At 55.9% G+C, this 20,701-nt stretch carries 16 protein-coding genes; 6 read left to right on the forward strand and 10 right to left on the reverse strand.

From position 1 onward, the window contains the following. Nucleotides 1-60: 60 nt before the first annotated feature. The 6 genes from AB3175_RS02040 to tsaD all read right to left on the reverse strand — a co-directional run bounded on the left by AB3175_RS02040 (nucleotide 61) and on the right by tsaD (nucleotide 4,708). Nucleotides 61-720 carry a DUF502 domain-containing protein gene (locus tag AB3175_RS02040; RefSeq protein ID WP_367359267.1) on the reverse strand — a complete coding sequence of 220 codons (660 nt, stop codon included), beginning with the start codon at nucleotides 718-720 and terminating at the stop codon, nucleotides 61-63. 243 nt (nucleotides 721-963) lie between these two features. After that, nucleotides 964-1,314 (reverse strand): aspartate 1-decarboxylase, encoded by a 351-nt coding sequence (gene panD / locus AB3175_RS02045; protein WP_367359268.1) that lies wholly within the window; start codon nucleotides 1,312-1,314, stop codon nucleotides 964-966. Nucleotides 1,315-1,372: 58 nt separating this feature from the next. Beyond that, nucleotides 1,373-2,233, reverse strand: a complete 861-nt coding sequence (panC, locus tag AB3175_RS02050) for a pantoate--beta-alanine ligase (RefSeq protein WP_367359269.1) — start codon at nucleotides 2,231-2,233, stop codon at nucleotides 1,373-1,375. Between the two features lie 146 nt (nucleotides 2,234-2,379). Continuing rightward, nucleotides 2,380-3,243, reverse strand: coding sequence for a 16S rRNA (adenine(1518)-N(6)/adenine(1519)-N(6))-dimethyltransferase RsmA (gene rsmA, locus AB3175_RS02055; RefSeq protein ID WP_367359270.1), 864 nt, complete (start codon nucleotides 3,241-3,243; stop codon nucleotides 2,380-2,382). Further along, nucleotides 3,215-3,682, reverse strand: coding sequence for a DUF2062 domain-containing protein (locus AB3175_RS02060; protein ID WP_367359271.1), 468 nt, complete (start codon nucleotides 3,680-3,682; stop codon nucleotides 3,215-3,217). Before AB3175_RS02060 ends, rsmA begins: the two co-directional genes overlap by 29 nt. Nucleotides 3,683-3,691: 9 nt before the next feature. Next, nucleotides 3,692-4,708, reverse strand: coding sequence for a tRNA (adenosine(37)-N6)-threonylcarbamoyltransferase complex transferase subunit TsaD (tsaD, locus tag AB3175_RS02065; RefSeq protein WP_367359272.1), 1,017 nt, complete (start codon nucleotides 4,706-4,708; stop codon nucleotides 3,692-3,694). A 108-nt stretch (nucleotides 4,709-4,816) separates the two neighbouring features. Here tsaD and nadB point away from each other — a divergent pair, with 108 nt between their 5' ends. The 4 genes from nadB (at nucleotide 4,817) to AB3175_RS02085 (ending at nucleotide 11,781) form a co-directional block, all read left to right on the forward strand. Next, nucleotides 4,817-6,430 carry an L-aspartate oxidase gene (gene nadB, locus AB3175_RS02070; RefSeq protein WP_367359273.1) on the forward strand — a complete coding sequence of 538 codons (1,614 nt, stop codon included), beginning with the start codon at nucleotides 4,817-4,819 and terminating at the stop codon, nucleotides 6,428-6,430. A gap of 269 nt (nucleotides 6,431-6,699) precedes the next feature. Next, nucleotides 6,700-9,501: an isoleucine--tRNA ligase gene (gene ileS / locus AB3175_RS02075; RefSeq protein WP_367359274.1), complete on the forward strand. Its 2,802-nt coding sequence runs from the start codon at nucleotides 6,700-6,702 to the stop codon at nucleotides 9,499-9,501. Nucleotides 9,502-9,503: 2 nt separating this feature from the next. After that, nucleotides 9,504-9,992 carry a signal peptidase II gene (gene lspA, locus AB3175_RS02080; RefSeq protein ID WP_367359275.1) on the forward strand — a complete coding sequence of 163 codons (489 nt, stop codon included), beginning with the start codon at nucleotides 9,504-9,506 and terminating at the stop codon, nucleotides 9,990-9,992. Nucleotides 9,993-10,176: 184 nt separating this feature from the next. After that, a complete protein-coding gene (locus AB3175_RS02085) occupies nucleotides 10,177-11,781 on the forward strand; it encodes a SpoIIE family protein phosphatase (RefSeq protein ID WP_367359276.1) in 1,605 nt (534 codons plus the stop codon). Between the two features lie 126 nt (nucleotides 11,782-11,907). Here the strand turns inward: AB3175_RS02085 and AB3175_RS02090 are convergent, their stop codons facing one another. Further along, nucleotides 11,908-12,522 (reverse strand): TatD family nuclease-associated radical SAM protein, encoded by a 615-nt coding sequence (locus AB3175_RS02090; protein ID WP_367359277.1) that lies wholly within the window; start codon nucleotides 12,520-12,522, stop codon nucleotides 11,908-11,910. Nucleotides 12,523-12,558: 36 nt separating this feature from the next. Beyond that, nucleotides 12,559-13,014 carry a flavodoxin family protein gene (locus tag AB3175_RS02095; protein WP_367359278.1) on the reverse strand — a complete coding sequence of 152 codons (456 nt, stop codon included), beginning with the start codon at nucleotides 13,012-13,014 and terminating at the stop codon, nucleotides 12,559-12,561. A 296-nt stretch (nucleotides 13,015-13,310) separates the two neighbouring features. Here AB3175_RS02095 and AB3175_RS02100 point away from each other — a divergent pair, with 296 nt between their 5' ends. Both AB3175_RS02100 and AB3175_RS02105 read left to right on the forward strand, forming a co-directional pair. After that, the gene (locus tag AB3175_RS02100; RefSeq protein ID WP_367359279.1) at nucleotides 13,311-15,923 is read left to right on the forward strand and encodes a hypothetical protein; all 2,613 of its coding nucleotides are present in this window, start codon (nucleotides 13,311-13,313) and stop codon (nucleotides 15,921-15,923) included. Nucleotides 15,924-15,971: 48 nt separating this feature from the next. Then, a complete protein-coding gene (locus AB3175_RS02105) occupies nucleotides 15,972-16,559 on the forward strand; it encodes a YdbL family protein (RefSeq protein ID WP_367359280.1) in 588 nt (195 codons plus the stop codon). Between the two features lie 225 nt (nucleotides 16,560-16,784). On the opposite strand, the gene AB3175_RS02110 is transcribed toward AB3175_RS02105, so the two are convergent. Next, on the reverse strand, nucleotides 16,785-18,119 hold the full coding sequence (locus tag AB3175_RS02110) for a ribonuclease H-like domain-containing protein (RefSeq protein ID WP_367359281.1): 1,335 nt from the start codon (nucleotides 18,117-18,119) through the stop codon (nucleotides 16,785-16,787). Nucleotides 18,120-18,184: 65 nt separating this feature from the next. After that, a complete protein-coding gene (locus tag AB3175_RS02115) occupies nucleotides 18,185-20,602 on the reverse strand; it encodes a DEAD/DEAH box helicase (RefSeq protein WP_367359282.1) in 2,418 nt (805 codons plus the stop codon). Between the last annotated feature and the right edge of the window lie 99 nt (nucleotides 20,603-20,701).

Here is a 20,701-nt window from a genome sequence, read left to right on the forward strand (position 1 = left end):
CTCCTTTAGTTCTCTTTTTTCGTATCGATCAGATTTCCGTGTCTCTTGTTACCCTTGGCATTAGACGTCCGCCATGACGACCCTTGTTTGGCTTTTGGAAAGACTCCGACTGCCCGGTCGGTTCGGCGGCGTGACGATCCCACCGGATATGATGAGCGTAAAGGCGGCCTCGACGGTCATATCCAGTTCAATGAGATCATCGCTGCGGGCCATGATAAAAAATCCTGCGGTCGGGTTGGGTGTTTTGGGAATAAAAACATGAAGGGCCTCTTCACCCGTCCTGCTGGAAAATTCTTGCCCCGTTATTCCGGTAACAAAACCGAGACTATATACCCCCTTCCGGGGAAATTCAACAAGAACAACTTTTTTAAAGCTCTGATTCTTATTGATGAAAAGATGTTCGAAAATCTGTTTCGTTGCCTGATAAATACTGCGGACTACGGGAATCTTGTCAAGAAGGGATTCTCCAAACGTGACGAGCTTAGTCCCCAGATAACTTTGCGTGAGAAGTCCGCAGACAAAAATGACCGCCAGGGTGACGATCATCCCCAAACCCGGAATGTGCATACCCAGGAGCGTTCCCGGCTGGTAAGGCCGGGGGATGATGTCCAGGAGGCTATCCATCATCCTGACGAGAAAGGACAGGATATAAATCGTCAATCCCAGAGGAACAGTGACGGCAAGTCCTGTTAAAAAAATTCCTCTCAGTTTTTTCCCCAAGGATGTCATGCTATCGAAATGCGGCCGCTTTCAGTGAAGTCTATCCCGTTTTTAAATTTAGCAAAAAAGGGACCATGAATAGTTTCCTTCGGCACAGGAACAACAAAACAGGGGCATGACGCTTCCCCCATGCCCCTGGCCACAACTCTCTTGCCATATTTCACATAAGAATAAAAAAACAAATGAACCCCGGCGAACCAGTGGATCACCACTGTCCATATAAACATGCCACTGCGATCGGCTTTAATGTTTGATACGGTTATCCTCGTCGACGAAGATTGCGGTGGGCTTCCAGCCCTTCGCTTCATCGCCGTCGACAAATACGTAACTGGCAATAATGACCAGGTCCCCTCGTGCAACTTTTCTTGCCGCAGCACCGTTGAGGCAGATCGTCCCTGAATCCCGTTTGCCTGTTATCACATATGTGGAAAAACGCTCACCATTATTCACATCATAAATGGACACTTTTTCATAGGGCAAAAGTCCGGCAGCGTCCATCAGATTTTCATCAATGGTGATGCTGCCCTCGTAATGAAGATCTGCATCCGTTACAGTCGCTCTGTGAATTTTGGATTTAAGCATCATCCTTTGCATGGATTCACCTTCCCGCCGAGCCAGGAGCCGCTCCCTGCCCGATCTCGTATTTTCTTTTTTATTCGATGTTCAGTTCTTCACCGAACACGTAATTGTCTATAAGCCTCGTGGAGCCGACAAAAACAGCAAGGGCCATAACGGATTCGTCCTCCAGGCGGTCGATATCCTTCATGGTGGTCGTGCTGCAAATCCTGGCATAATCAATCCGGGTCGAGGGGACTCCTTCGATGTAACCCGTGATCTCGTCCAGTATCCGGCCGGCGTCCCGCTCACCCTGATCGAACAGCTCTTTGGCTTTCTTCAGGGACCGGCTCAAACATAGGGCCGATTGCCGTTCTTCCGGGCTCAGATAAACATTTCGGGAACTCATGGCGAGTCCGTCTTGCTCCCTTGTCGTCGGCATGCCGACAATCTCGAGATCCATGTTCAAATCAGCAACCATCCGCTTGATCGTAACCAGCTGCTGAAAATCTTTCTTACCGAAGATGGCCAGATGGGGTTTCACCATATTGAACAACTTGGCGCATACCGTTGCTACGCCGCGAAAATGACCCGGTCGTGACAACCCGCACAGATTTTTCGTGACTTCCTCGACGTTCACATAGGTCTGGTAGTGCTCGGGATACATCTCGGCATTGCTGGGGAAAAAAATGACGTCCGCACCGGCATCTTCCGCTAATTGCCTATCTCTTTCGAAGTTCCGTGGATATTTGTCCAGGTCCTCCGAAGGTCCGAACTGGGTGGGATTGACATAGATGCTGACAACGACGCAGTCCCCTCTTTTTCTCGCTTCACGCATCAGGCTGAGATGGCCGTCGTGAAAATAGCCCATGGTCGGCACGAAGGCGACCCTTTTCCCGGAATTTCTCAGGGCTTCCGAATAGCGCTGCATCTCCTGAACCGTACCAATGATGTTCATCGGTTGTTATTCTCCATAAAAAAAACCTCACCGTCCTGAACGGGGAGGCTTTTATCCCTAGATAAATCAGCTTCATGCGCCTTCCGTCTCAGTCCTTTTGCGGATCCAAGCGGTTAAAATTTCTATACAGACAGACCTCTGGCTTGTCAAGAATATTTATTGCGTTTTTTTATCTCGAAAAGGGCGTTGCACAGCGCCGCATATTGCTGGATTGACAGCTCTTCCGCCCTTTTCGTTTCACCGATTCCCAGGGAAGCCAGCAAATCCTGCAGATTTTTGTTATCCGGGCCCTGCGCCATGAGGCTCTTCAAGTTATTGAACAGGGTTTTGCGCCGCTTCGCAAAGGCGGTTCTGACCAGGAGGGAAAACAGGGCGACATCGCGGACGGGAAACAGCGGTTCGTCGGAAAATGAAATCTTCAGCACCGAGGAGGTTACCTCGGGTTTCGGATAAAAGCTGCCGGGGGCCACGTCCCGTTCCATTGAGATTCGGGTGAACAGTCCGAACAGGACGGATGGAATGCCGTATGCCTTCGTCCCGGGGACCGCACGGAGGCGCTCGGCCACTTCCTTCTGCATCATCAGGACGGCCGTCGAGAGATGTTTCCGGTTACTCAGAAGATGAAACAGGATTGGAGAAGATATGCCGTATGGAATATTTCCGATCACCTTGATCTTCTGCTCGGGGTTGTCCCCTTTGGCCTCCGCAAAATCATAGTCAAGGATATCTTTCTGAATGATTTCCACGTTGCGGTAGCCTTCAAGCTGCTCCTCGAGAATGGGAATCAGCCTCCCATCGATTTCCACTGCCGTCACCCGCCTGGCCCGCCCGGCAATGAGAGCCGTCATCAGCCCCAGCCCGGAACCGATCTCCACGACGGTTTCCATGTCCTGAATGTCGGCCGCTTCCACGATCCTTTCCATGATGGAGGAATCGGCAAGAAACGATTGGCTCAGTCGCTTTGACGGTCGGACCGCGTGATCAGAGAGAATCTGTCGGATGGATTTCATGGGGTCTCTTTTTCCGGATTGCACAGATAAGCCGGTAAGAAAGGAAATAAGCCGGAACGGAAAGGAAGGCGGCCAGAACGACTCCCCCGACGAGCAGGGGCACGATAACGGCCCAACCCAGTTGGAGAAGAGCCGCCAAGGAATATTCCGTCAGGACGAGTTCGCCCTTTCCACGTCCGAGGATCAACAGACCGATCTGGTACTCCGTGATATAAAGCAAGGGGATGGTCAGAGGGTTGGATACGAGCCACGACCCGAGGCAGGCAGAAGACACGTTGGTCTTGAAAAGAAACCCACAGAGAATCACCAAAACGGTATGCAGCGGGATGGTCGGCGTGGCGCCGACAAAAACACCCATGGCGGCCCCCCTGGCCAGAGAGCCCGGATCTCCTTTGAGGCTTATGAACTGCTGATAAATTCCCTGTAGCCGTTTTTTCAAGATCATGATCTACCGGCACGAAAGGGTTGCATCGAGCGGCCATCGCGATACGGCATTCAGGCTGAATTCATCGGTGATCCCCCTGCCGAGAAGGTTGTTTCCCACCACGGCAACCATGGCGGCGTTATCCGTGCAGAGGATGGGAGGCGGCACAAAGAGATCTATTCCGCATTCCGCGGTTCTGTCTGCAAAATGTTCTCGCAGGCGGCTGTTGGAGGCCACACCTCCGCAGACCACGATCTGGCTGACCGATTTCAGTTCGGCGGCCTTCAGGGTCTTTTCAACCAGGACATCAACGATGGCCTCCTGATATCCCGCGGCCAGATGGGCAAGTTCCTCCCGGGTTGACGGCTTTCCATGTTTTTTGACATGGACGACAAGAGATGTTTTGACCCCGCTGAAGCTGAAGTCGAGGCTGTCTCTCATGGCCCTGGGAAAGGACAGTAGCGTCCGATCGCCTTCCCGCGCAAGCCTGTCTATGATCATGCCTCCGGGATAGCCGATATCCAGGAGCTTCGCCGCCTTGTCAAAGGCTTCCCCGGCGGCGTCATCCCTCGTTTGCCCCAGAATGGCGAACACCCCGAAATTTTCCACGAAGTAGATGTTGGTATGCCCCCCGGATACGACGAGGGCCACAAAGGGGAAACGAGGAACGTTTTGGGAGAGAAAGACGGAGGCGATATGCGCTTCCAGGTGATTGACTCCGACCCAGGGAAGCTTCCGGGAAAATGCCAGCGCCTTGGCCACCGAAAGGCCGACCAGGAGAGAGCCTACGAGCCCGGGCCCTCTGGTGACAGCGATCCCTTCGATATCGGACAATTCCATCCCTGAATCGTCAAGCGCTTGAAGAATGACGGGAATAATGGCCTCCATGTGTCTGCGCGACGCAATCTCCGGCACCACGCCCCCGTATTTTGAGTGTTCCTTGATCTGGGATGCAATGACATTGGAAAGCAGGACCCGTCCGTCGCGCACGACGGCCGCCGCTGTCTCATCACAGGAAGATTCGATTCCTAAAACGATCATGACTGAATAATTTCCTTTTACAAATACTGGTGTTGGTTTATATAGAAAAAAGTCCCTGTTGTAAATAAACTTTTCTCTGAACCTATGACCTGAAAGACAGGATTCTCTATGGAAATTAAAACGGATTTCCTGGTTCTCGGCAGCGGCATCGCTGGACTTAGCTTTGCCATCAAGGCGGCCGAACTCGGCACGGTTGCGATTGTCACAAAAAAAGAAAAATCCGAAGCAAACACGAATTACGCGCAAGGCGGCATCGCCGCTGTGTCGGATTCAACGGACCGCTTCGAATATCATATCCGGGATACGATCCTTTGCGGAGCGGGTCTCTGCAGGGAGGAGGTCGTCAACTTCGTCGTAACGGAAGCCCCTGAAAGGATCAAAGAGCTCGTTGAATGGGGCGTCGAGTTCACCAGGTCTCAGCCGGGGTCTACTGCGGTTTACGACCTTGGTCGCGAGGGCGGCCATTCCATGCGGCGGGTCCTCCACGCGAAGGACCTGACAGGAAGTGAAATTGAACGGGCCCTCAATGAAAAGACCGGGGCCGATCCCAGAATTTCCGTTTACGAAAATCACCTGGCCGTCGATCTGATTCTGATGCCGCCTCCGGAGGGGCGTGACGCGGGGGTGCCGGGCCGGTGCCTTGGTGCTTATGTCCTCGACATTCTTCGCAATGAAGTTCATACCTTCATTGCTGACTACGTCATCCTGGCGACAGGCGGAGCGGGCAAGGTTTACCTGATCACCACCAACCCGGATATCGCAACGGCGGACGGCGTAGCCATGGCATACCGGGCCGGCGCACTGATCTCAAACATGGAGTTTATCCAGTTTCACCCCACCTGCCTCTACCATCCCGAAGCCAAATTTTTTCTCATCAGCGAGGCCGTCCGTGGAGAAGGAGGAATCCTGAAGCTTAAAAGCGGTGAACCCTTCATGGACAGGTATCATCCCATGAAAAGCCTGGCGCCCCGTGATGTGGTGGCCAAAGCCATCGACTTCGAGCTGAAAAAATCGGGAGACGATTACGTCCTCCTGGACATTTCCCACAAGGATAAGGCGTTCCTGATAGACCGGTTTCCCAACATTTACCACAAATGCCTGGAGTTCGGCATCGACATGACCAGCGAGCCCATTCCAGTCGTCCCCGCAGCCCACTACCTCTGCGGAGGGGTGGTGGTGAACCATTGCGGCGAAACGAACATCGACCGTCTCTTCGCCCTCGGCGAGGTGTCCTGCACGGGCCTTCACGGAGCCAATCGCCTGGCCAGCAATTCCCTTCTCGAAGCCGTCGTCTATTCCCATCGGGCCTTTGTCAAGATTTCCGACCTGTTTCCTCACCGGGGGAAACTGTCCGTCACGATCCCTCCCTGGGGGCAGCAGGCGGCCAACGAGAGCGATGAATCCGTCGTTGTGTCCCATAACTGGGACGAGATCCGGCGCTGCATGTGGAACTACGTGGGGATCGTACGCTCCGACAAGCGTCTGGAGAGGGCGCAGCGTCGCATCGATATGATCAGCAGGGAAATTGACGAATATTACCAGCAATTCTTTATTACAAAGGATCTCATCGAGCTTCGCAACATCACAACCGCCGCCGGTCTCATCGTCCAATGCGCCAAGCTCAGGAAAGAGAGCAGGGGCCTGCATTACAACATCGATTACCCGGACCGGGATGACAAGGCCTGGCGGAAGGATACCGTTGTTTCAAAAAACACGCTTTGATGGGAATATTTTCATTTCGAGACTGCCGACTCTCCCATCTAACCCCTCTCCGATACCGATTACTTTGACTTGAAAATCAGGATCTTCTGTGATAGGGCACAGCCTTGGCCGATGCACGGTGACAGACATCCCGTCGGAAAAACTGGATATTCGCTCCTGCTAAGCCCTTGCCGCTTCGACTGCATCTTTATTTTCTTTCTCCTGAGCCGAGATCTCAGCCGAAGGATTTTTTAATATTCCTTTTTTCATTGAATATCGAGGAGTTACACATGGATTACAAAGAAAGCCTGAACCTGCCCAGAACAGATTTCCCCATGAAGGCGAACCTCACCAAGAAAGAACCGGAACAGCTCAAAAAATGGGATGAAATGCACATTTATGACCTGATTCGTGAGGTTTCAACGGGTCGGAAAACATACATTCTTCACGACGGACCACCCTACGCCAACGGCAACATCCATCTTGGAACCGCCCTGAACAAGATCATCAAGGACATCGTCATCAAGTCCAGAAGCATGACGGGCTATGACTGTGTGTTTGTGCCCGGATGGGACTGCCACGGCCTGCCCATCGAGCATCAGGTGGATAAGGAACTCGGCGAGAAAAAGGCGGAATTGTCCCAGGCTGAAAAAAGGCGCCTCTGCCGGGTATACGCCGATAAATTCGTGGATATCCAGAGGGAGCAGTTCAAGCGGCTCGGCGTATTCGGGGAGTGGGACAATCCCTATCTGACCATGAGCTACGATTACGAGGCGACCACGGTCGAGGAGTTCGGCAAGCTTTACCTGAGCGGTTCGGTTTACAAAGGCAAGAAGCCCGTTTACTGGTGCGCCTCCTGCAAGACGGCGCTGGCCGAGGCGGAGGTGGAATATGCCGATCACTCCACACCCTCGATCTATGTGAAGTTCCCCTTGATTTCCGATATCGCGGCGGTTCGTCCCAAACTGGCCGAAAAGAAGGTCAGCATCGTCATCTGGACGACAACGCCGTGGACAATACCCGCCAATCTGGCCATCGCCCTCCATGAGGAATTCGAGTACATCGCGGTCTCGTTCGACGAGGATGTGCTGATCCTTGCCAAGGACATGCTGGATTACTGCATCGACGCCTTCGGTTTCCGCGGCAAATCCTATGAAATCCTGGATGAATTTCCCGGTGCGGTCCTCGAGGGGCTCAAAGCCCGCCATCCCCTGATCGATCGGGAAAGTCTCGTGATCCTGGCTCCTTTTGTGACCCTCGACGCCGGAACAGGCTGTGTCCACATTGCCCCGGGCCACGGGCAGGAAGACTACGAAATCGGCATGAAATACGGCCTTGACAACTACGCCCCCGTCGATGCAGACGGCCGCTTTACCTCCGACGTGGCCGATTTCGCCGGAGAGTTCGTCTTCGACGCCAATGACAGCGTCAACCGGAAGCTCAAGGAAGTCGGCGCCCTCCTCGGCCTTGTGGATATCGAACATTCCTATCCTCACTGCTGGCGGTGCAAGAGCCCCATCATCTTCCGCTCCACGGAGCAATGGTTCATTTCCATGGAAAAGAACGACCTGAGGAAAAAGGCGCTGGAAGCGGTGGAAAGCGTGCGCTGGATTCCCTCCTGGGGAAGGGACCGGATTTACGGGATGATCGAAAACCGCCCGGACTGGTGCATCTCCCGCCAGCGCCTCTGGGGCGTGCCGATCACCATGTTCTACTGCGAGAACTGCGGAGCGCACCTGATGACGTCGGAGATCATGAATCACCTGGTGAGCCTGGTACGCCAGTTCGGCGCCGACGTGTGGTTCGAGCGGGAGGCGGCGGACCTCCTTCCGCCGGGAACCCTCTGCCCGGAGTGTCGGGGGACTGAATTCCACAAGGAAACGAACATTCTCGATGTCTGGTTCGATTCCGGAGTCAGCCACGCCGCCGTCCTTGAGCGCTGGCCCAACCTCCGCTCCCCGTCAGATCTGTACCTGGAGGGCAACGACCAGCACCGAGGCTGGTTTCATTCTTCGCTGCTTGAATCGGTGGGAACGCGGAACCGCGCCCCATACCGCAACGTCCTGACTCACGGCTTCGTCGTAGACGGAGAGGGCAAGAAGATGTCCAAATCCGTGGGCAACGTCATTGAATCCCACCAGGTCATTGACGCGTACGGTGCGGAAATCCTGCGCCTCTGGGTGGCTTCGGCGGATTATACCGATGACATCCGCATTTCCGACGAAATCCTCAAGCGACTGGTGGAAGCCTATCGCCGGATCCGCAATACCAGCCGCTTTATCCTGGGAAACCTCTATGACTTCGACGTCGCTTCGCATTCCCTCCCCTACGGGGAGATGGAGCCCATGGACCGCTGGGCCCTGCACCGGCTCCAGGAGCTGATCCAGAAAGTCAAGGCATCCTATGACAGCTTTCAGTTCCATGGCGCCTTTTCCGCTCTCTATCAGTTCTGCACGGTCGACTTGAGCTCCCTTTACCTCGATGTGCTCAAGGACCGGCTTTACACCTCCAGGGCCGATTCCAGGCAGCGCCGATCGGCACAGACGGCCATGTTTTCGATTGCCAGCTCCCTGACAAGGCTTCTCGCCCCCATTCTGACCTTTACCGCGGAAGAGATCTGGGCGGCCCTTCCCTCCTATGAAGGCAAAGCCGCAAGCGTTCACCTCGCCCAGTTCCCGGATGTAGATGCGGCCTATACGGATACGGAACTCGCCGACGGGTGGACCAGGATGATTGCCCTGAAGGGCGAGATCGGCAAGGTCATCGAAGCGGCCAGGAAGAACAAAATCATCGGGCATTCTCTTGATGCCTGCATTGATCTGGCACCACCGGAGAATCTGAGGGCCTTTCTCGAAGCTCATCTTGAAGAATTGCGGAGCCTCCTGATTGTTTCCCAGATGAGAATCGTCCCCGCCGCCGGGATGTCGGAACCGGCTCCCTGCCCGGGATCGGATTTCGAAGGGCTGCTGATCGATGTGACGCGCGCCAGGGGCGTCAAATGCAACCGCTGCTGGATGTATAGTGAAGCGGTAGGCGGAGATTCCGAGCATCCCGGGATCTGTGACCGGTGCCTTGAGAATCTCCGGGCCTGATCATGACCAGGAAAAGCCTCCTCATCTTCTTTCTCACGGCAGGGCTCGTGATGCTGCTGGATCAGCTCACGAAGTGCTATGTCGTTTCCTCGTTCCAGCTCTACGAGTCCGTCCCGGTCATTTCAGGGTTCTTCAACCTGACCTACATCCGAAACCCTGGAGCCGCTTTTGGTTTTCTGTCCAATACGTCCCCTTTTTTCAGGGGGGCGTTTTTTTCCCTCGTGACCCTGGTGGCCGCAGGCCTCATCCTGTACTACCTTCTCCACAACAAAATCGAAGACCTGTGGCTCCTGATTCCCCTTGCCTTCATCCTCGCCGGCGCCCTGGGAAATCTGGCGGATCGATACCGTTTTGGTGAGGTTATCGACTTTCTCGACGTTTACATCGGACCTTATCACTGGCCCGCCTTCAACGTCGCCGACTCCGCCATCTCCATAGGAGCCCTTTTTCTGATCGTGGATATGCTCAAGAGGCGGAACGAGGAGCTGTAAAGCCTCCGAATATCCTTCCAACACCCTTTCTTTTTTCTGTTTCCTCGGGCATGCAACCAAGATATTGGGCCTTTTCTTGCATCAACACAAAAGAGTGTTGTTTCAATGATTCTCCTCTATATATGCGTTGCTGATCGCGTCGAGGCCGACCCTCAGATCGGGATATCAACGCCGGGGTTGCACCGTGGCATCGTTTCTCATCATACGCGCTTCAGGAGAGCAGGACCTCCTTTTCAGCGAGGAACCGACGATTCGCATCGGACGGCTGCCACAGAATGAAATCAGGCTCGATGACCCCTCGGTTTCCAGGAGGCATGCGACTTTTGCTCATTTTGGCGGCCACCCGATCCTGACGGACCAGGAAAGCCGGAACGGAACCTTTGTCAACGGAACGAGAATATCGTCGGCGGCGCTCTCCCGCGGCGACATCATCGGAATCGGCGCGGCCCGGATCATTTATGACCCGCCGCTCAAGGGGACCGTCCATTCAGCCGGTGAAGAGGACGCAGCGGAGACCCTCATTGCGCCGCCTCCATCCGGAGGTCCTGTCCAGGCGGCTTCACCGCCAACGGAGTTGCTGGAAACGATAGCGGATATTGCACGCCGGAGCGGGATGGACAGGCCGCTGGAAGAGCTTCTGAACTCCATTCTGACCCTCTGCGTGGAGAAAACCGGTGCGGAAAGGGCCTCCATCATGCTTCTCAACGACGCAGGACAGCTGGTTCCCTGCGCCTGCCACTCGACCATCCCCTCCTCTGATCCCTTCGCCATGAGCACAACAATGGCCCGCCGAGCCATGGCGGATAACAGGCCTCACGTTATCCGGGTCGCGGCCGGTTCCGCCGGTTTGGATCTGAGCGACAGCCTCTGCGGTCTGAAGACCCGGTCGGCGATATGCGCCCCCCTCGCTTCGGGTGAATCGACGATCGGCGTCTTTTTTCTCGATACGACCCGGCATGAACGCCACTTTGGCGAGGTGGACCTTCTCTTCTTTTCAACCCTTTGCGCCCTGATATCTGAAAAGATCTCTCATTACAGGCTCTCCGAGATCGCCATTGAAAAGCGACGGCTTGATGCCGAACTTCGGACGGCAACGGACATCCAGGCTCACCTCTTCCCTGCGGAAATCCCCGCAATCGCAGGATATGACCTTTCGGTCCACGTCCATCCCTGCCGCGAAATGGGAGGAGATTATTTCGATGTCTTCGCGGTCGGGGGCACCTTTGTGGTCACGATTGCCGATGTCGTCGGCAAGGGAATCGGCGCGGCCATGCTGATGTCCAACCTGCAGGCCATGGTGCGTTCGCTGGCGCAGCAATTCTCAGAGCCTTCGTTGCTTCTTGAAAAGATCAATGCCGATCTCATCAGCCGGGTGGGCGAAGGCCGCTTCATCACCTGTTTCCTGATGACCCTCAATCCCCGAAATCACCGGATCCGATACGCCAATGCAGGCCATAATCAGCCGCTGCTGCACCGCTCTTCGGGCGGGATGCTTTCCCTGGAAGTCAGCGGGATTCCCCTGGGAATCCTGGACGACAGCCGATATGAGGCGTATGAGACCAAGCTGGAAGATGGAGATGTACTTCTGCTTTACAGTGACGGCATTACCGAATGCAGGGGGGCCACGGACGAACTCTTCGGCGAAGAGCGGTTGAAGGCGCTTCTGGACGGTGCTTCCAGCTCGGACACAGAGGATATACGAAATGCCGTATTCGATGCCGTCGATGCCTTCCGGCAGGATGAACCCTATGCGGACGACATGGCGCTGGTCGTGATCAAAAGGCGGTAGGTCCGATGAAGGGACTGTCGTTAAAAGGCATCTGTTATCTCTTTGATTTCAGGGACGTTAACGCCTTTGGAAATGAAAATGGCGTTGAACCTGGGACGGTGTGCTCCCGCCTTGAAATCTCCGGAACTATCTCACGCGGAAGGAAGCCCCTAGCCGGTCGGCTATTCTTCTGCATTCCTCGACGTCGATATCCTGCTTTCCCACAACGGTCATTCGGGTTTGAAGGCCCGCCTCCACGGCTTGTTTCGTAAAATCGAGCATGGCCTGGTAGGATCCTTTCAGCAGGGGCCGGCACAGCCGGTTGTACGTTTCCTCCGATTCTGCGTTGAGACTCACGGACACGGCCTTCATCCCTGCCGCTTTCAATTCCGCCACGACGTCCCGGCCCGGATTGATCAGCGCGGCGTGACCGTTGGTATCCAGCCGGACGAAGATTCCCCTTCCGCTCAGCCACTTCGTGATGCTCAGGACGAAATCGAACCGGCAGGTCGGCTCTCCGAAGCCGGTAAAAACCACTTCCCTGTATTGAGAGAGGTCAAGACGTTCAAGCGCCGATAACATGTCCTCCTCCGACGGCTCCCTGGAAAGGCGGAGATGATAACCGTACACACCGTCGGCGAAATAGCGGACGCAGAAAACGCAGCGGGCGCTGCACTGGTTGGTAATGTTGAGGTAGAGATTGCCGAATTCCTCGTAGAGGATTGCACCCTCGGCCTCAGGGATGCTGTTGTATTCCGGCATGCCTGTCCTCCCGGGTTTCTCCAAAAACAGTTCGGATCAATAGATGCCCAGCGAGCATCCCCCTGCCAGAGTTCCTCCCAGTTCCCGGCACTGTTCAAGAATATCTTCCGTCAGTTTTCCCTTGGCGATCACCGGGGCAAAAACGGTTTTGAATTTGTAGCCCAGGGCTATGCGCTCGATGGATCGCAACGCCCCCGTGCCGTCGTTGCCCGCGCTCACAAAGACGACAAAGGGCTTGCGAAAGACTTTTCCCTGCGCGCCTTCGTAGGTCCGATCGAAAAAATCCTTGATCATGCCGGACATGTAGCCGAAATTTTCGGGTGTGCCGACGGCAAGGCCGTCACAGGCCAGAAGGTCTTCCAGGGTCGCCTCGGCGGCTTTCTTTAACACGGCATCCACCCCTTCAATGGCCCTGGCACCTTCAAAGACCGCCTGTGCCATCTTCTCCGTATGTCCCGTCTGAGAGTGATACACAATAAGAATTCGAGTCATGAATTTTTCCTCAAGGCAAAGGCGTTACCCACAGCCGACCTCCCTGAGACGGCCTATTGTGAACGCCATGGGAATTTTCAGCCGGAATTCCGAGGTTTCTCCTATCATCCCGGCCATTGCCGGCATCCGGGTAGCCATCCTTTTCGAAAACCTACATATCACAACGTTCATACGCTGTGAAGCAGGACCTCCGCATAGAGGGTTGATTTTAAGGTCGCGTTGTCGGATACTGGATCACTTTTGAGGCTGGCCGAGCCCGTCTCCACCGCGCCAGCGATTCTTTTAAAGCAACGCCTATGAACAAAAAAAAGATTGCCCTACGGATTGCCGTTGTTTTCGCTGTTTTACTTGCCGTTCTGGCCGGATTGGCCGCTCTTCTCCAATCAGCCCGGGCTGTCAATACCATTGCGGGCTGGATGGAGCCGTTGACGGGCCTTTCCGTGCACGTCGACGACATTTCGATTCATCCTCCTCTGAATATCCGTGTAAACGGGCTTCGCGTTCAAACCCTCCGGGACAGGGGTTACGATCTTTCTCTGGACCGGGCCGAGATCCATGCCGCTGCCTCGGCTGGACTGAACATCCAGGTGGAGAAGATCCTTCTTACCGGTCCGAAATTCACCTTTTTTCTGAAAAAGGAAAAATCGGACACGGATCCCTTTGCGGTCCTCAGGAAACTGCCACCGGTGCGTCTTCTCGAGATGAAGGACGGCGAACTGGAGCTGAAGACGGAGTCTTCCGCCTATGTCCTTCCGGGAATGGACCTGACCATCAGGGATTTCAACCCTGAGGGAGGCGGCAGGCTTTACGGCAAAAGCCGCTTTGACGTCAGGACGTCGGACATGGCCGGCCGGGGTTCCCTCGGGGTATCTCTCGACCTGTCCCGCCTGTCTCCGCGGCCTTCCGGGGCCGGATCCCTTCAACTATCCCTTGAATCCGGCTCCTTCGGGCAGCTCAAGATCACCGAAGGAAAGCTCGATACTCAGCTGGGTCTTTCCGCCGATGTCCTCCGTTTCGACGGGGCCTCTGCCGTCATCAGGAATTTCTCCCGCAGCAACGGATCGGAACGGATTTCGATACAGGACATCAAAACGAAGTTCAATCTTTCCTACAACCAGAAAACGTCCGGATTTTCCCTTACATCCTTTGAAGCGTCCGGCGCCGATGCCGGAAGCCTGAAGGGGCAGGCAACGGGGACGGTAAAGCCTGGAAGCTGGAATGCCACCCTGCGCGCCTTCAACCTGAATCTTTCCCGGATCTTTTCCCTGGTTAATCCCCTTTTGCCCGAGGATTACAGGGACTGGACGTTCCAGGGAAAGGGCACCGTTGATCTTGAGACGGAAGGCCGATACGCCGACGGATCGGCGGTCTGGAAGGCCGCGGCCGTTATCGACCTCAGCGAGGGCGCTTTCGCCTCGGCGGACCACACGAAGGCCGGAGAGCGGATCACCGGCAGAATGGAGATGAAACTCGGATCGCCTGAAAAAAAGCGGAAAGGCCGTTTCACGGCAAAAATGACAGGCAAAGACGGCGAGATTCTCTGGGGTCAATACTACCAGGATTTCAAGGGGCAGAGGCTGGCCGTCGACTCACAGGGCTTTTTCGAAACCAAGCCCTTTTCATTGAATTCCTCCGGAACCTTCGACCTCTTTCAAACGGGGTCCTACGCATTTACGGCGGATCTTTCGCGGCGCCGCACCATTTTTTCCCTGACCGCACAGGGCGTAACCTGCCTTCGCCTGTTCGGCGCGCTGCTGCAGAATTACGTTACCCAGAACTATCCGAACCTGCAGGATTTGTCTCTGGAAGGCACGCTGGACCTCAAACTGACCGCCTCGCTGTCGCCTGATCAAAAGGTGATTGAAGGCGATCTCTCGCTCCAGGATGGGACGGCGCTCTCTCCCTCGAACGGGCTGGCGCTCAGCGGCTTAACCATCCGCCTGCCATACGACCTGGCCCTTTCAGGCCGCACCCCTGCACCGCCAGCCGGTTCCAGGCGGGGCTTTATGGCCTTTAAAGAGCTCCAAAAGGGACGCCTCACGATCGGGGAACTGCATGTTCCCGTCGTGCTCTCCGGCAACAGGTTTCTTCTTCCGGAGCCGGTCGTTGTCTCTCTCTTCGGCGGCGAGCTTGTCATTCACGGGCTGAGGGTCGATCATCTCCTTTTTCCCGACATGAACGTTGAAGCCGGCCTGTCGATCAGTCGCCTCAACCTCGGGGAGGTGATCGCTCTGGCCGCTCCCATTGCCCTGGAGGGAGATCTCAACGGGGATTTGTCCCCCATCCTCTTTCGTGAAGGGAAGTGGACCGCCGGGGGAAGTCTCGTCGCCCGGGTGTTCGGCGGACGGATCACCATCGACCATCTTTCCGCCGGCAGGATTTTCTCACCGTCCCGCTTCTTCGGCGCCGATGTGGCCTTCGACGCTATCGACCTTGAGGAGGTCACCTCGAACATCAAGATCGGCCGGATGACGGGCCTGATTCAGGGCTCATTGAAGAACTTCACGATGGAATACGGCCAGCCGTCCCGCTTCGATCTGGTCATCACGTCGGACAGAAGCCGAAAGGTGCCCCAGGCAATCAGTGTGGACGCAATCAAAAATCTTTCCATCATCAGCACCGGCTCTGAAACCATTTCCGACATTCTCAACAGCGGCTTGAACCGCTTTTTCTCCCAGTACCCCTACAGCGAAATCGGCATCCGATGCACGCTGTCAGATGATCTCTTTTCACTGAGAGGCCTGATTCGCGAAGGAGGCAAAGAATATCTCATACGAAGATCCACCTTTCGCGGCATTGACATGGTCAACCAGAATCCCGATAATTCCATCAGTTTCAAGGACATGTCGGAGCGGATGGGCCGACTGTTCCAACCGCGGCAGCAAAGTAAGGATGTGCCATCGGGGTAGAATTGTGCTATAAGAAGCCTCAACAATCTATTTCTACCAGGAGGGATTATGCAGAAGATCATCAAGGCAGCAGGCCTGATCGCAGTTTTTCTCATTGTGTCATGCGTTACGGTAAATATCTATTTTCCGGCCGCCGAAGTCCAGAAGGCGGCGGACAGGATCGTCGATGACGTCCGGACAAAGGGAAGCGAAGCGGTCCCCGAGACGCCGCCGCCGGCTCCTTCAAGCCGCCTGGACGTGATGAGCTCTTTGCTTTTTGGCACACGTCAGGCATATGCGCAAATGAACATCGATGTTTCGACTCCCGCCATCCGGGGAATAAAGGAATCGATCAAGGGCCGTTTTCCGCAGTTGAAACCCTTCTACGACAGAGGCGCAATCGGCGAGAACAACAGCGGTCTGCTCGAAGCGAAAGATACCACCGTCTTGAATCTCCAGGAGAGAGGCCAGATCAGCAGGCTGATCGACCAGGAAAATCGGGACCGTTCAGCCCTTTACAGAGAAATCGCAGCGGCCAACAAACTCGGTTCTGAATCCGTTCCACAGATCATGAAGATATTCGCCAACAGCTGGCGAAGTAAGTCCCAGTCCGGCTGGTGGGTGCAGGATGATAACGGGGTGTGGAGCAAGAGGTAGCCTTATCGGACGCAACGATCCCGGTCCTCGGGGGAACAGTGGGACTTCATTACGGGCATTGCCTGGGGCCGGCAGAGGCAACCCGGTTGATGTTCCGCCGGACCTTCTGCTCCCGGAATACGGACGGGTCGGGCTTTTTGGATCAAGACGGAACGTCTTCAGGAAAATTCAGACGAGCCGAGAGTGATGGGAAGGCAGGACATCGGGATCCTGCCTTTCGCTTTTTCAGCCATGAGATCTGCGGTAATGCTCCCTTCTGCATCGCCCTTGAAGGCGGCTATGCCGATGCAGCCAGGCCTCTTTTTCCTGTTCAGGCAATCCAGGCACTTTCTTCATCATGTTGTCCACCAGGCGAAAGGCGCTTTCAAAATCCCGTTCCCTGTGCTCAAGCCACTTGGCCAGTTCCTCCACGGCGAACAGATTTTCCGGATTATCCTTCAGGAGATCTTCCCAGATTTCAACGGCCTTTTCCCAGTGGCTGCTTCTTTTATAGATGAGGGACAGGGACTGGCGCGCCTCCAGGGTTGCCTTCTGCGGTGAAGACCGGGACAGGTTTTCCAGGAGAGAACAGGCCTCGGCCGGCCTTCCCCGATCCTGGCAGAGCCGGGCTGCGGCGCAGAAATCGGCGGATGCATAGTGCGGGGAACCGCCGTCGCTGTCGAATATCTCCGTGAGATGGACGGTCAGGGCGGCCAGCGCCGTGATATCGAGGCCATTGTGCCGGAAAACATCCAGCATCGGATAGGGATTGCTCGATCGGAGCCAGTTGAAGTAACGCAGGGGCACTTCACTCCCGGGCAGATCTCCTTCCCGGTAGAAGCCAAGGAGTTTCTCCTCCAGGGTGATCAAACGGCTGTTTTCGATCCGATGGCTGAAGAGCCGCCGGGCGGGATGGAGAAGATCCAGGTGGGGCAGGGCCGTCAGCGGGTTTTCCATCTTGTTGAGGATATAACGGGTGGCCAGGAGATTCGTATCAAAGGCCTTTCCGTTGAAGGAGATGAGATAGCGCTTCGATGAGGCGGTCTCTGCAAGAGCGGCGAGAACGGCCCGCTCCTCGGCGAAATTCCTGGCGAACAGCTGGCGGACGACAAAGCGCCCTTCCTCATCAAACCAGCCTAAACCGACGAGAAAGGCCAGCGTTCCCGTTCCGCCGGACAGGCCGGTCGTTTCCGTATCGAGAAACAGGGCTTTTCGACTGTCAAAGGCGGACAGCCTTGCATCATCGGCCAGAAGGGCCGCGGCTTCCATGTTCAGCCGTTCCAGTTCGCTGAACTTCCGGCTTCCATGGCATTCCGTGCCTTCCCGCCTTAACTCTATCTTGAAATACGAACCCAGGCGGTTGACCTCCTCGCAGCCGCTCAGCAGGTCCTCAAGAGCCGGTCCGTTCCTCCGCTGTCGATGCGGGATGACCTTTCCGCCGGGCACAACGGGTCTGTGCAGCAGAAGGGCATCAAGCCTTTTCTGCAGCTCGTTCTTTTTCGCCTGGCGATCGGCGGGCGTAGTCCCTTCTGCCGCCTTATCTTCCCCCGTCAGGCGTCTAAGCCGCTCTTGAAGTCCCATACCGGTTTTCCCCTGCTCAATGTCCCCCAAAGCGCCTGGTTCAGAAGCTTCATTCCTCAACTGGTTCAATGTAACAGGGCCTCGTGGCTGATATTCTTCAGGATCGCCAGAGCCGCTTCCTTTCCCGCCGGACCGACCTCCAGGGTCGGGCCCACACAACTGGGACAGCCGTGGGTGCATGGGCAGCCGCCGATGAGCTGTCGGGCCGCAGCCAGGAGACGGTCATGCTCTTCATACAGAAGCTCGGAGAATCCGATGCCTCCCGGGTAGGCATCAAAGAGGAAAACGGTGGGATCGAAATCGTCCAGGCGAAGGGCCGCACGCTGCTCCGGGTGCTCCGTTCCCTGCAGGGAAGCAGAGGTAAGCGCCCGCCCGTTTCTTCCGGAAGAGAGGAAATATTCACCGCTTTTATCGCCGATGCAGGTGTCGATGTCCCGGATATCGGCCATCAGGATCATTGCCGCCAGATGGTGAAGGCTGTATGCGAGACCGGAGAGGCCGTCGAGGATCTCGGCCTGCGTAAAGGGCAGATCCCTGAGGAAATCCCGGGGGATTGTGAACCAGTAACTCGTGGTGTGCATATCCTTCTCCGGCAGGTTGACCTCGCCGTATCCCAGATTTTCCGACGTATAAAACTTGATTTTCTTGTAGCCCACCACCTTGCGCACCACCTGAACCTCTCCGTGCTCCACGGATATCGACTGTCCGCGTTTCTTACGGAACACATCGATGACCCTCACGTGGGTATAGGTCATGGCATCGGTGTAATAGTCCACATTCACCCTGCGCACATAGGCCTTTTTCCGCTCCAGATCCAGCCTGTCCACGTGATACTGCTGGGATTCCATCATGTAGATGGCTTCGTTGTGAACGGCGGTAAAGGCGCTGTCCCAGTCAACTTCGGCAATAACGACGGGATTTCCGCTGTCCGTCGAATCGATGATGACGACATTTTCCGGATTGATGGAGCGAAGGCTGACCTCGTCGGCGGGGTAGCTTTCTGCCGCCCAGTGCCATCGCCGCCCTTCCCGGTGGAGCACGCCCTTTTCCTCGAGATAATCCAGAAGCTCCGCCAGATCCTCCTTTCCGAATCGCTCCCCCGTCTCGAAAGGCAGTTCGAAGGCCGCGCTTTTGATGTGATGCAGGAGGATCAGAAGATTGTCCGGATTGATTCGGCAGTATTCCGGCGAACGGCTGAAGAAGTATTCCGGATTTTCGGCCAGAAATTGATCCATGGGGGCGCTGCGGGCGATCAGAAAGGCCAGGCTCTCTCCCTGGCGACGGCCGGCCCGGCCGGCCTGCTGCCAGGTGCTGGCGATGGAGCCTGGATAGCCCACCATGAAGCAGGCCTCCAGGTCGCCGATATCGATGCCCAGTTCGAGGGCATTGGTGCTCACGACCCCCAGGATGGTGCGATCGCGCAGGCCCGCCTCGATCCGGCGGCGAAGCTTGGGAAGATAGCCGCCCCGGTAACCGGTAACGATATCATCGCTTCCGGGAAGGGAAGAACCCTTTTTGACCTGATCCTTCAGATAACGCGTCAGAATCTCCACATTGAGGCGGCTCGTCGTAAATACGATCGTCTGAATCCCCTGGCGGATGAGATCGGAGGCGAGATGACGGGCCGGAGTGACGGCCGACTGCCGGATGCCCAGTTCCCGGTTGACGATTGGAGGATTGTACAGGACGAAGGTCTTCGCGCCGGCAGGCGCCCCGCTGGAGTCAATCAGCAGGACAGGCCGTTCGAGAATTCCTTCGGCGTGCTCCTTTGGGTTGGCCACCGTGGCCGAACAGCAGATGAACACGGGATCCTGTCCATAAAAGCGGCAGATCCGGACGAGGCGGCGAATGACGTTGGCCAGGTGAGAACCGAAGATTCCCCGGTAGACATGGAGCTCGTCAATCACCACATAGCGGAGGTTCATGAAGAGCTTCTGCCACTTGGTGTGATGGGGCAGAATGCCGGCATGAAGCATATCCGGATTGGTCACCACGACATGGCCCTGCCGTCGGATGGCCTGCCGGGCGTCGTCCGGTGTGTCGCCGTCATAGGTGAAGGTTTTGATATCCGCCTGCAGTTCGCCGATGAGCGCCGAAATTTCGTGCCTCTGGTCCTGGGCCAGGGCCTTGGTGGGAAAAAGATAGAGGGCGCGTGTTTCGGGCCGGTCCAGAATCCGCTGTAGCACAGGAAGATTGTAGCACAGGGTTTTGCCGCTGGCCGTGGGGGTGACGAGAACGCAGTCCCTCCCCTCGCGGATGGCCTCAACCGCTTCGCCCTGATGGCTGTAAAGCTGATGTATGCCGCGCTTTTCCAGCACAGACCGCAGCCGTGGATGAATCCAGCAAGGAAATGGGGCATACCTTCCCGGAGCGGCAGGCCAGTGGCGGAAGGCCGCCACATTCTCCCGGAACCGTGGGTTCCGCTCCAGGCGCTCCAGCCATTCCCTCAGCGAAAGCCTTGTGTTGTCCTCTAATCCGCTCATGCCCGCACAGCTGTCCCCTTCAACCTCGTCTGCCCTCCGGCTCCCCTGCCGGTGGCCCGCCTCATCTTCTTTAAACCCATGCATCTTCTTCCGTCAAGA

This window comes from Syntrophus sp. (in: bacteria), assembly GCF_040768185.1.
GTDB lineage: Bacteria > Desulfobacterota > Syntrophia > Syntrophales > Syntrophaceae > Syntrophus > Syntrophus buswellii.

Excerpts from the sequence above, each read along its gene's own strand:
- panD (WP_367359268.1), bottom strand. The coding sequence starts at position 1,314 with ATGCAAAGGATGATGCTTAAATCCAAAATTCACAGAGCGACTGTAACG.
- panC (WP_367359269.1), bottom strand. The coding sequence starts at position 2,233 with ATGAACATCATTGGTACGGTTCAGGAGATGCAGCGCTATTCGGAAGCC.
- rsmA (WP_367359270.1), bottom strand. The coding sequence starts at position 3,243 with ATGAAATCCATCCGACAGATTCTCTCTGATCACGCGGTCCGACCGTCA.
- tsaD (WP_367359272.1), bottom strand. The coding sequence starts at position 4,708 with ATGATCGTTTTAGGAATCGAATCTTCCTGTGATGAGACAGCGGCGGCC.
- nadB (WP_367359273.1), top strand. The coding sequence starts at position 4,817 with ATGGAAATTAAAACGGATTTCCTGGTTCTCGGCAGCGGCATCGCTGGA.
- ileS (WP_367359274.1), top strand. The coding sequence starts at position 6,700 with ATGGATTACAAAGAAAGCCTGAACCTGCCCAGAACAGATTTCCCCATG.
- lspA (WP_367359275.1), top strand. The coding sequence starts at position 9,504 with ATGACCAGGAAAAGCCTCCTCATCTTCTTTCTCACGGCAGGGCTCGTG.
- AB3175_RS02090 (WP_367359277.1), bottom strand. The coding sequence starts at position 12,522 with ATGCCGGAATACAACAGCATCCCTGAGGCCGAGGGTGCAATCCTCTAC.
- AB3175_RS02095 (WP_367359278.1), bottom strand. The coding sequence starts at position 13,014 with ATGACTCGAATTCTTATTGTGTATCACTCTCAGACGGGACATACGGAG.
- AB3175_RS02100 (WP_367359279.1), top strand. The coding sequence starts at position 13,311 with ATGAACAAAAAAAAGATTGCCCTACGGATTGCCGTTGTTTTCGCTGTT.
- AB3175_RS02105 (WP_367359280.1), top strand. The coding sequence starts at position 15,972 with ATGCAGAAGATCATCAAGGCAGCAGGCCTGATCGCAGTTTTTCTCATT.
- AB3175_RS02110 (WP_367359281.1), bottom strand. The coding sequence starts at position 18,119 with ATGGGACTTCAAGAGCGGCTTAGACGCCTGACGGGGGAAGATAAGGCG.
- AB3175_RS02115 (WP_367359282.1), bottom strand. The coding sequence starts at position 20,602 with ATGAGCGGATTAGAGGACAACACAAGGCTTTCGCTGAGGGAATGGCTG.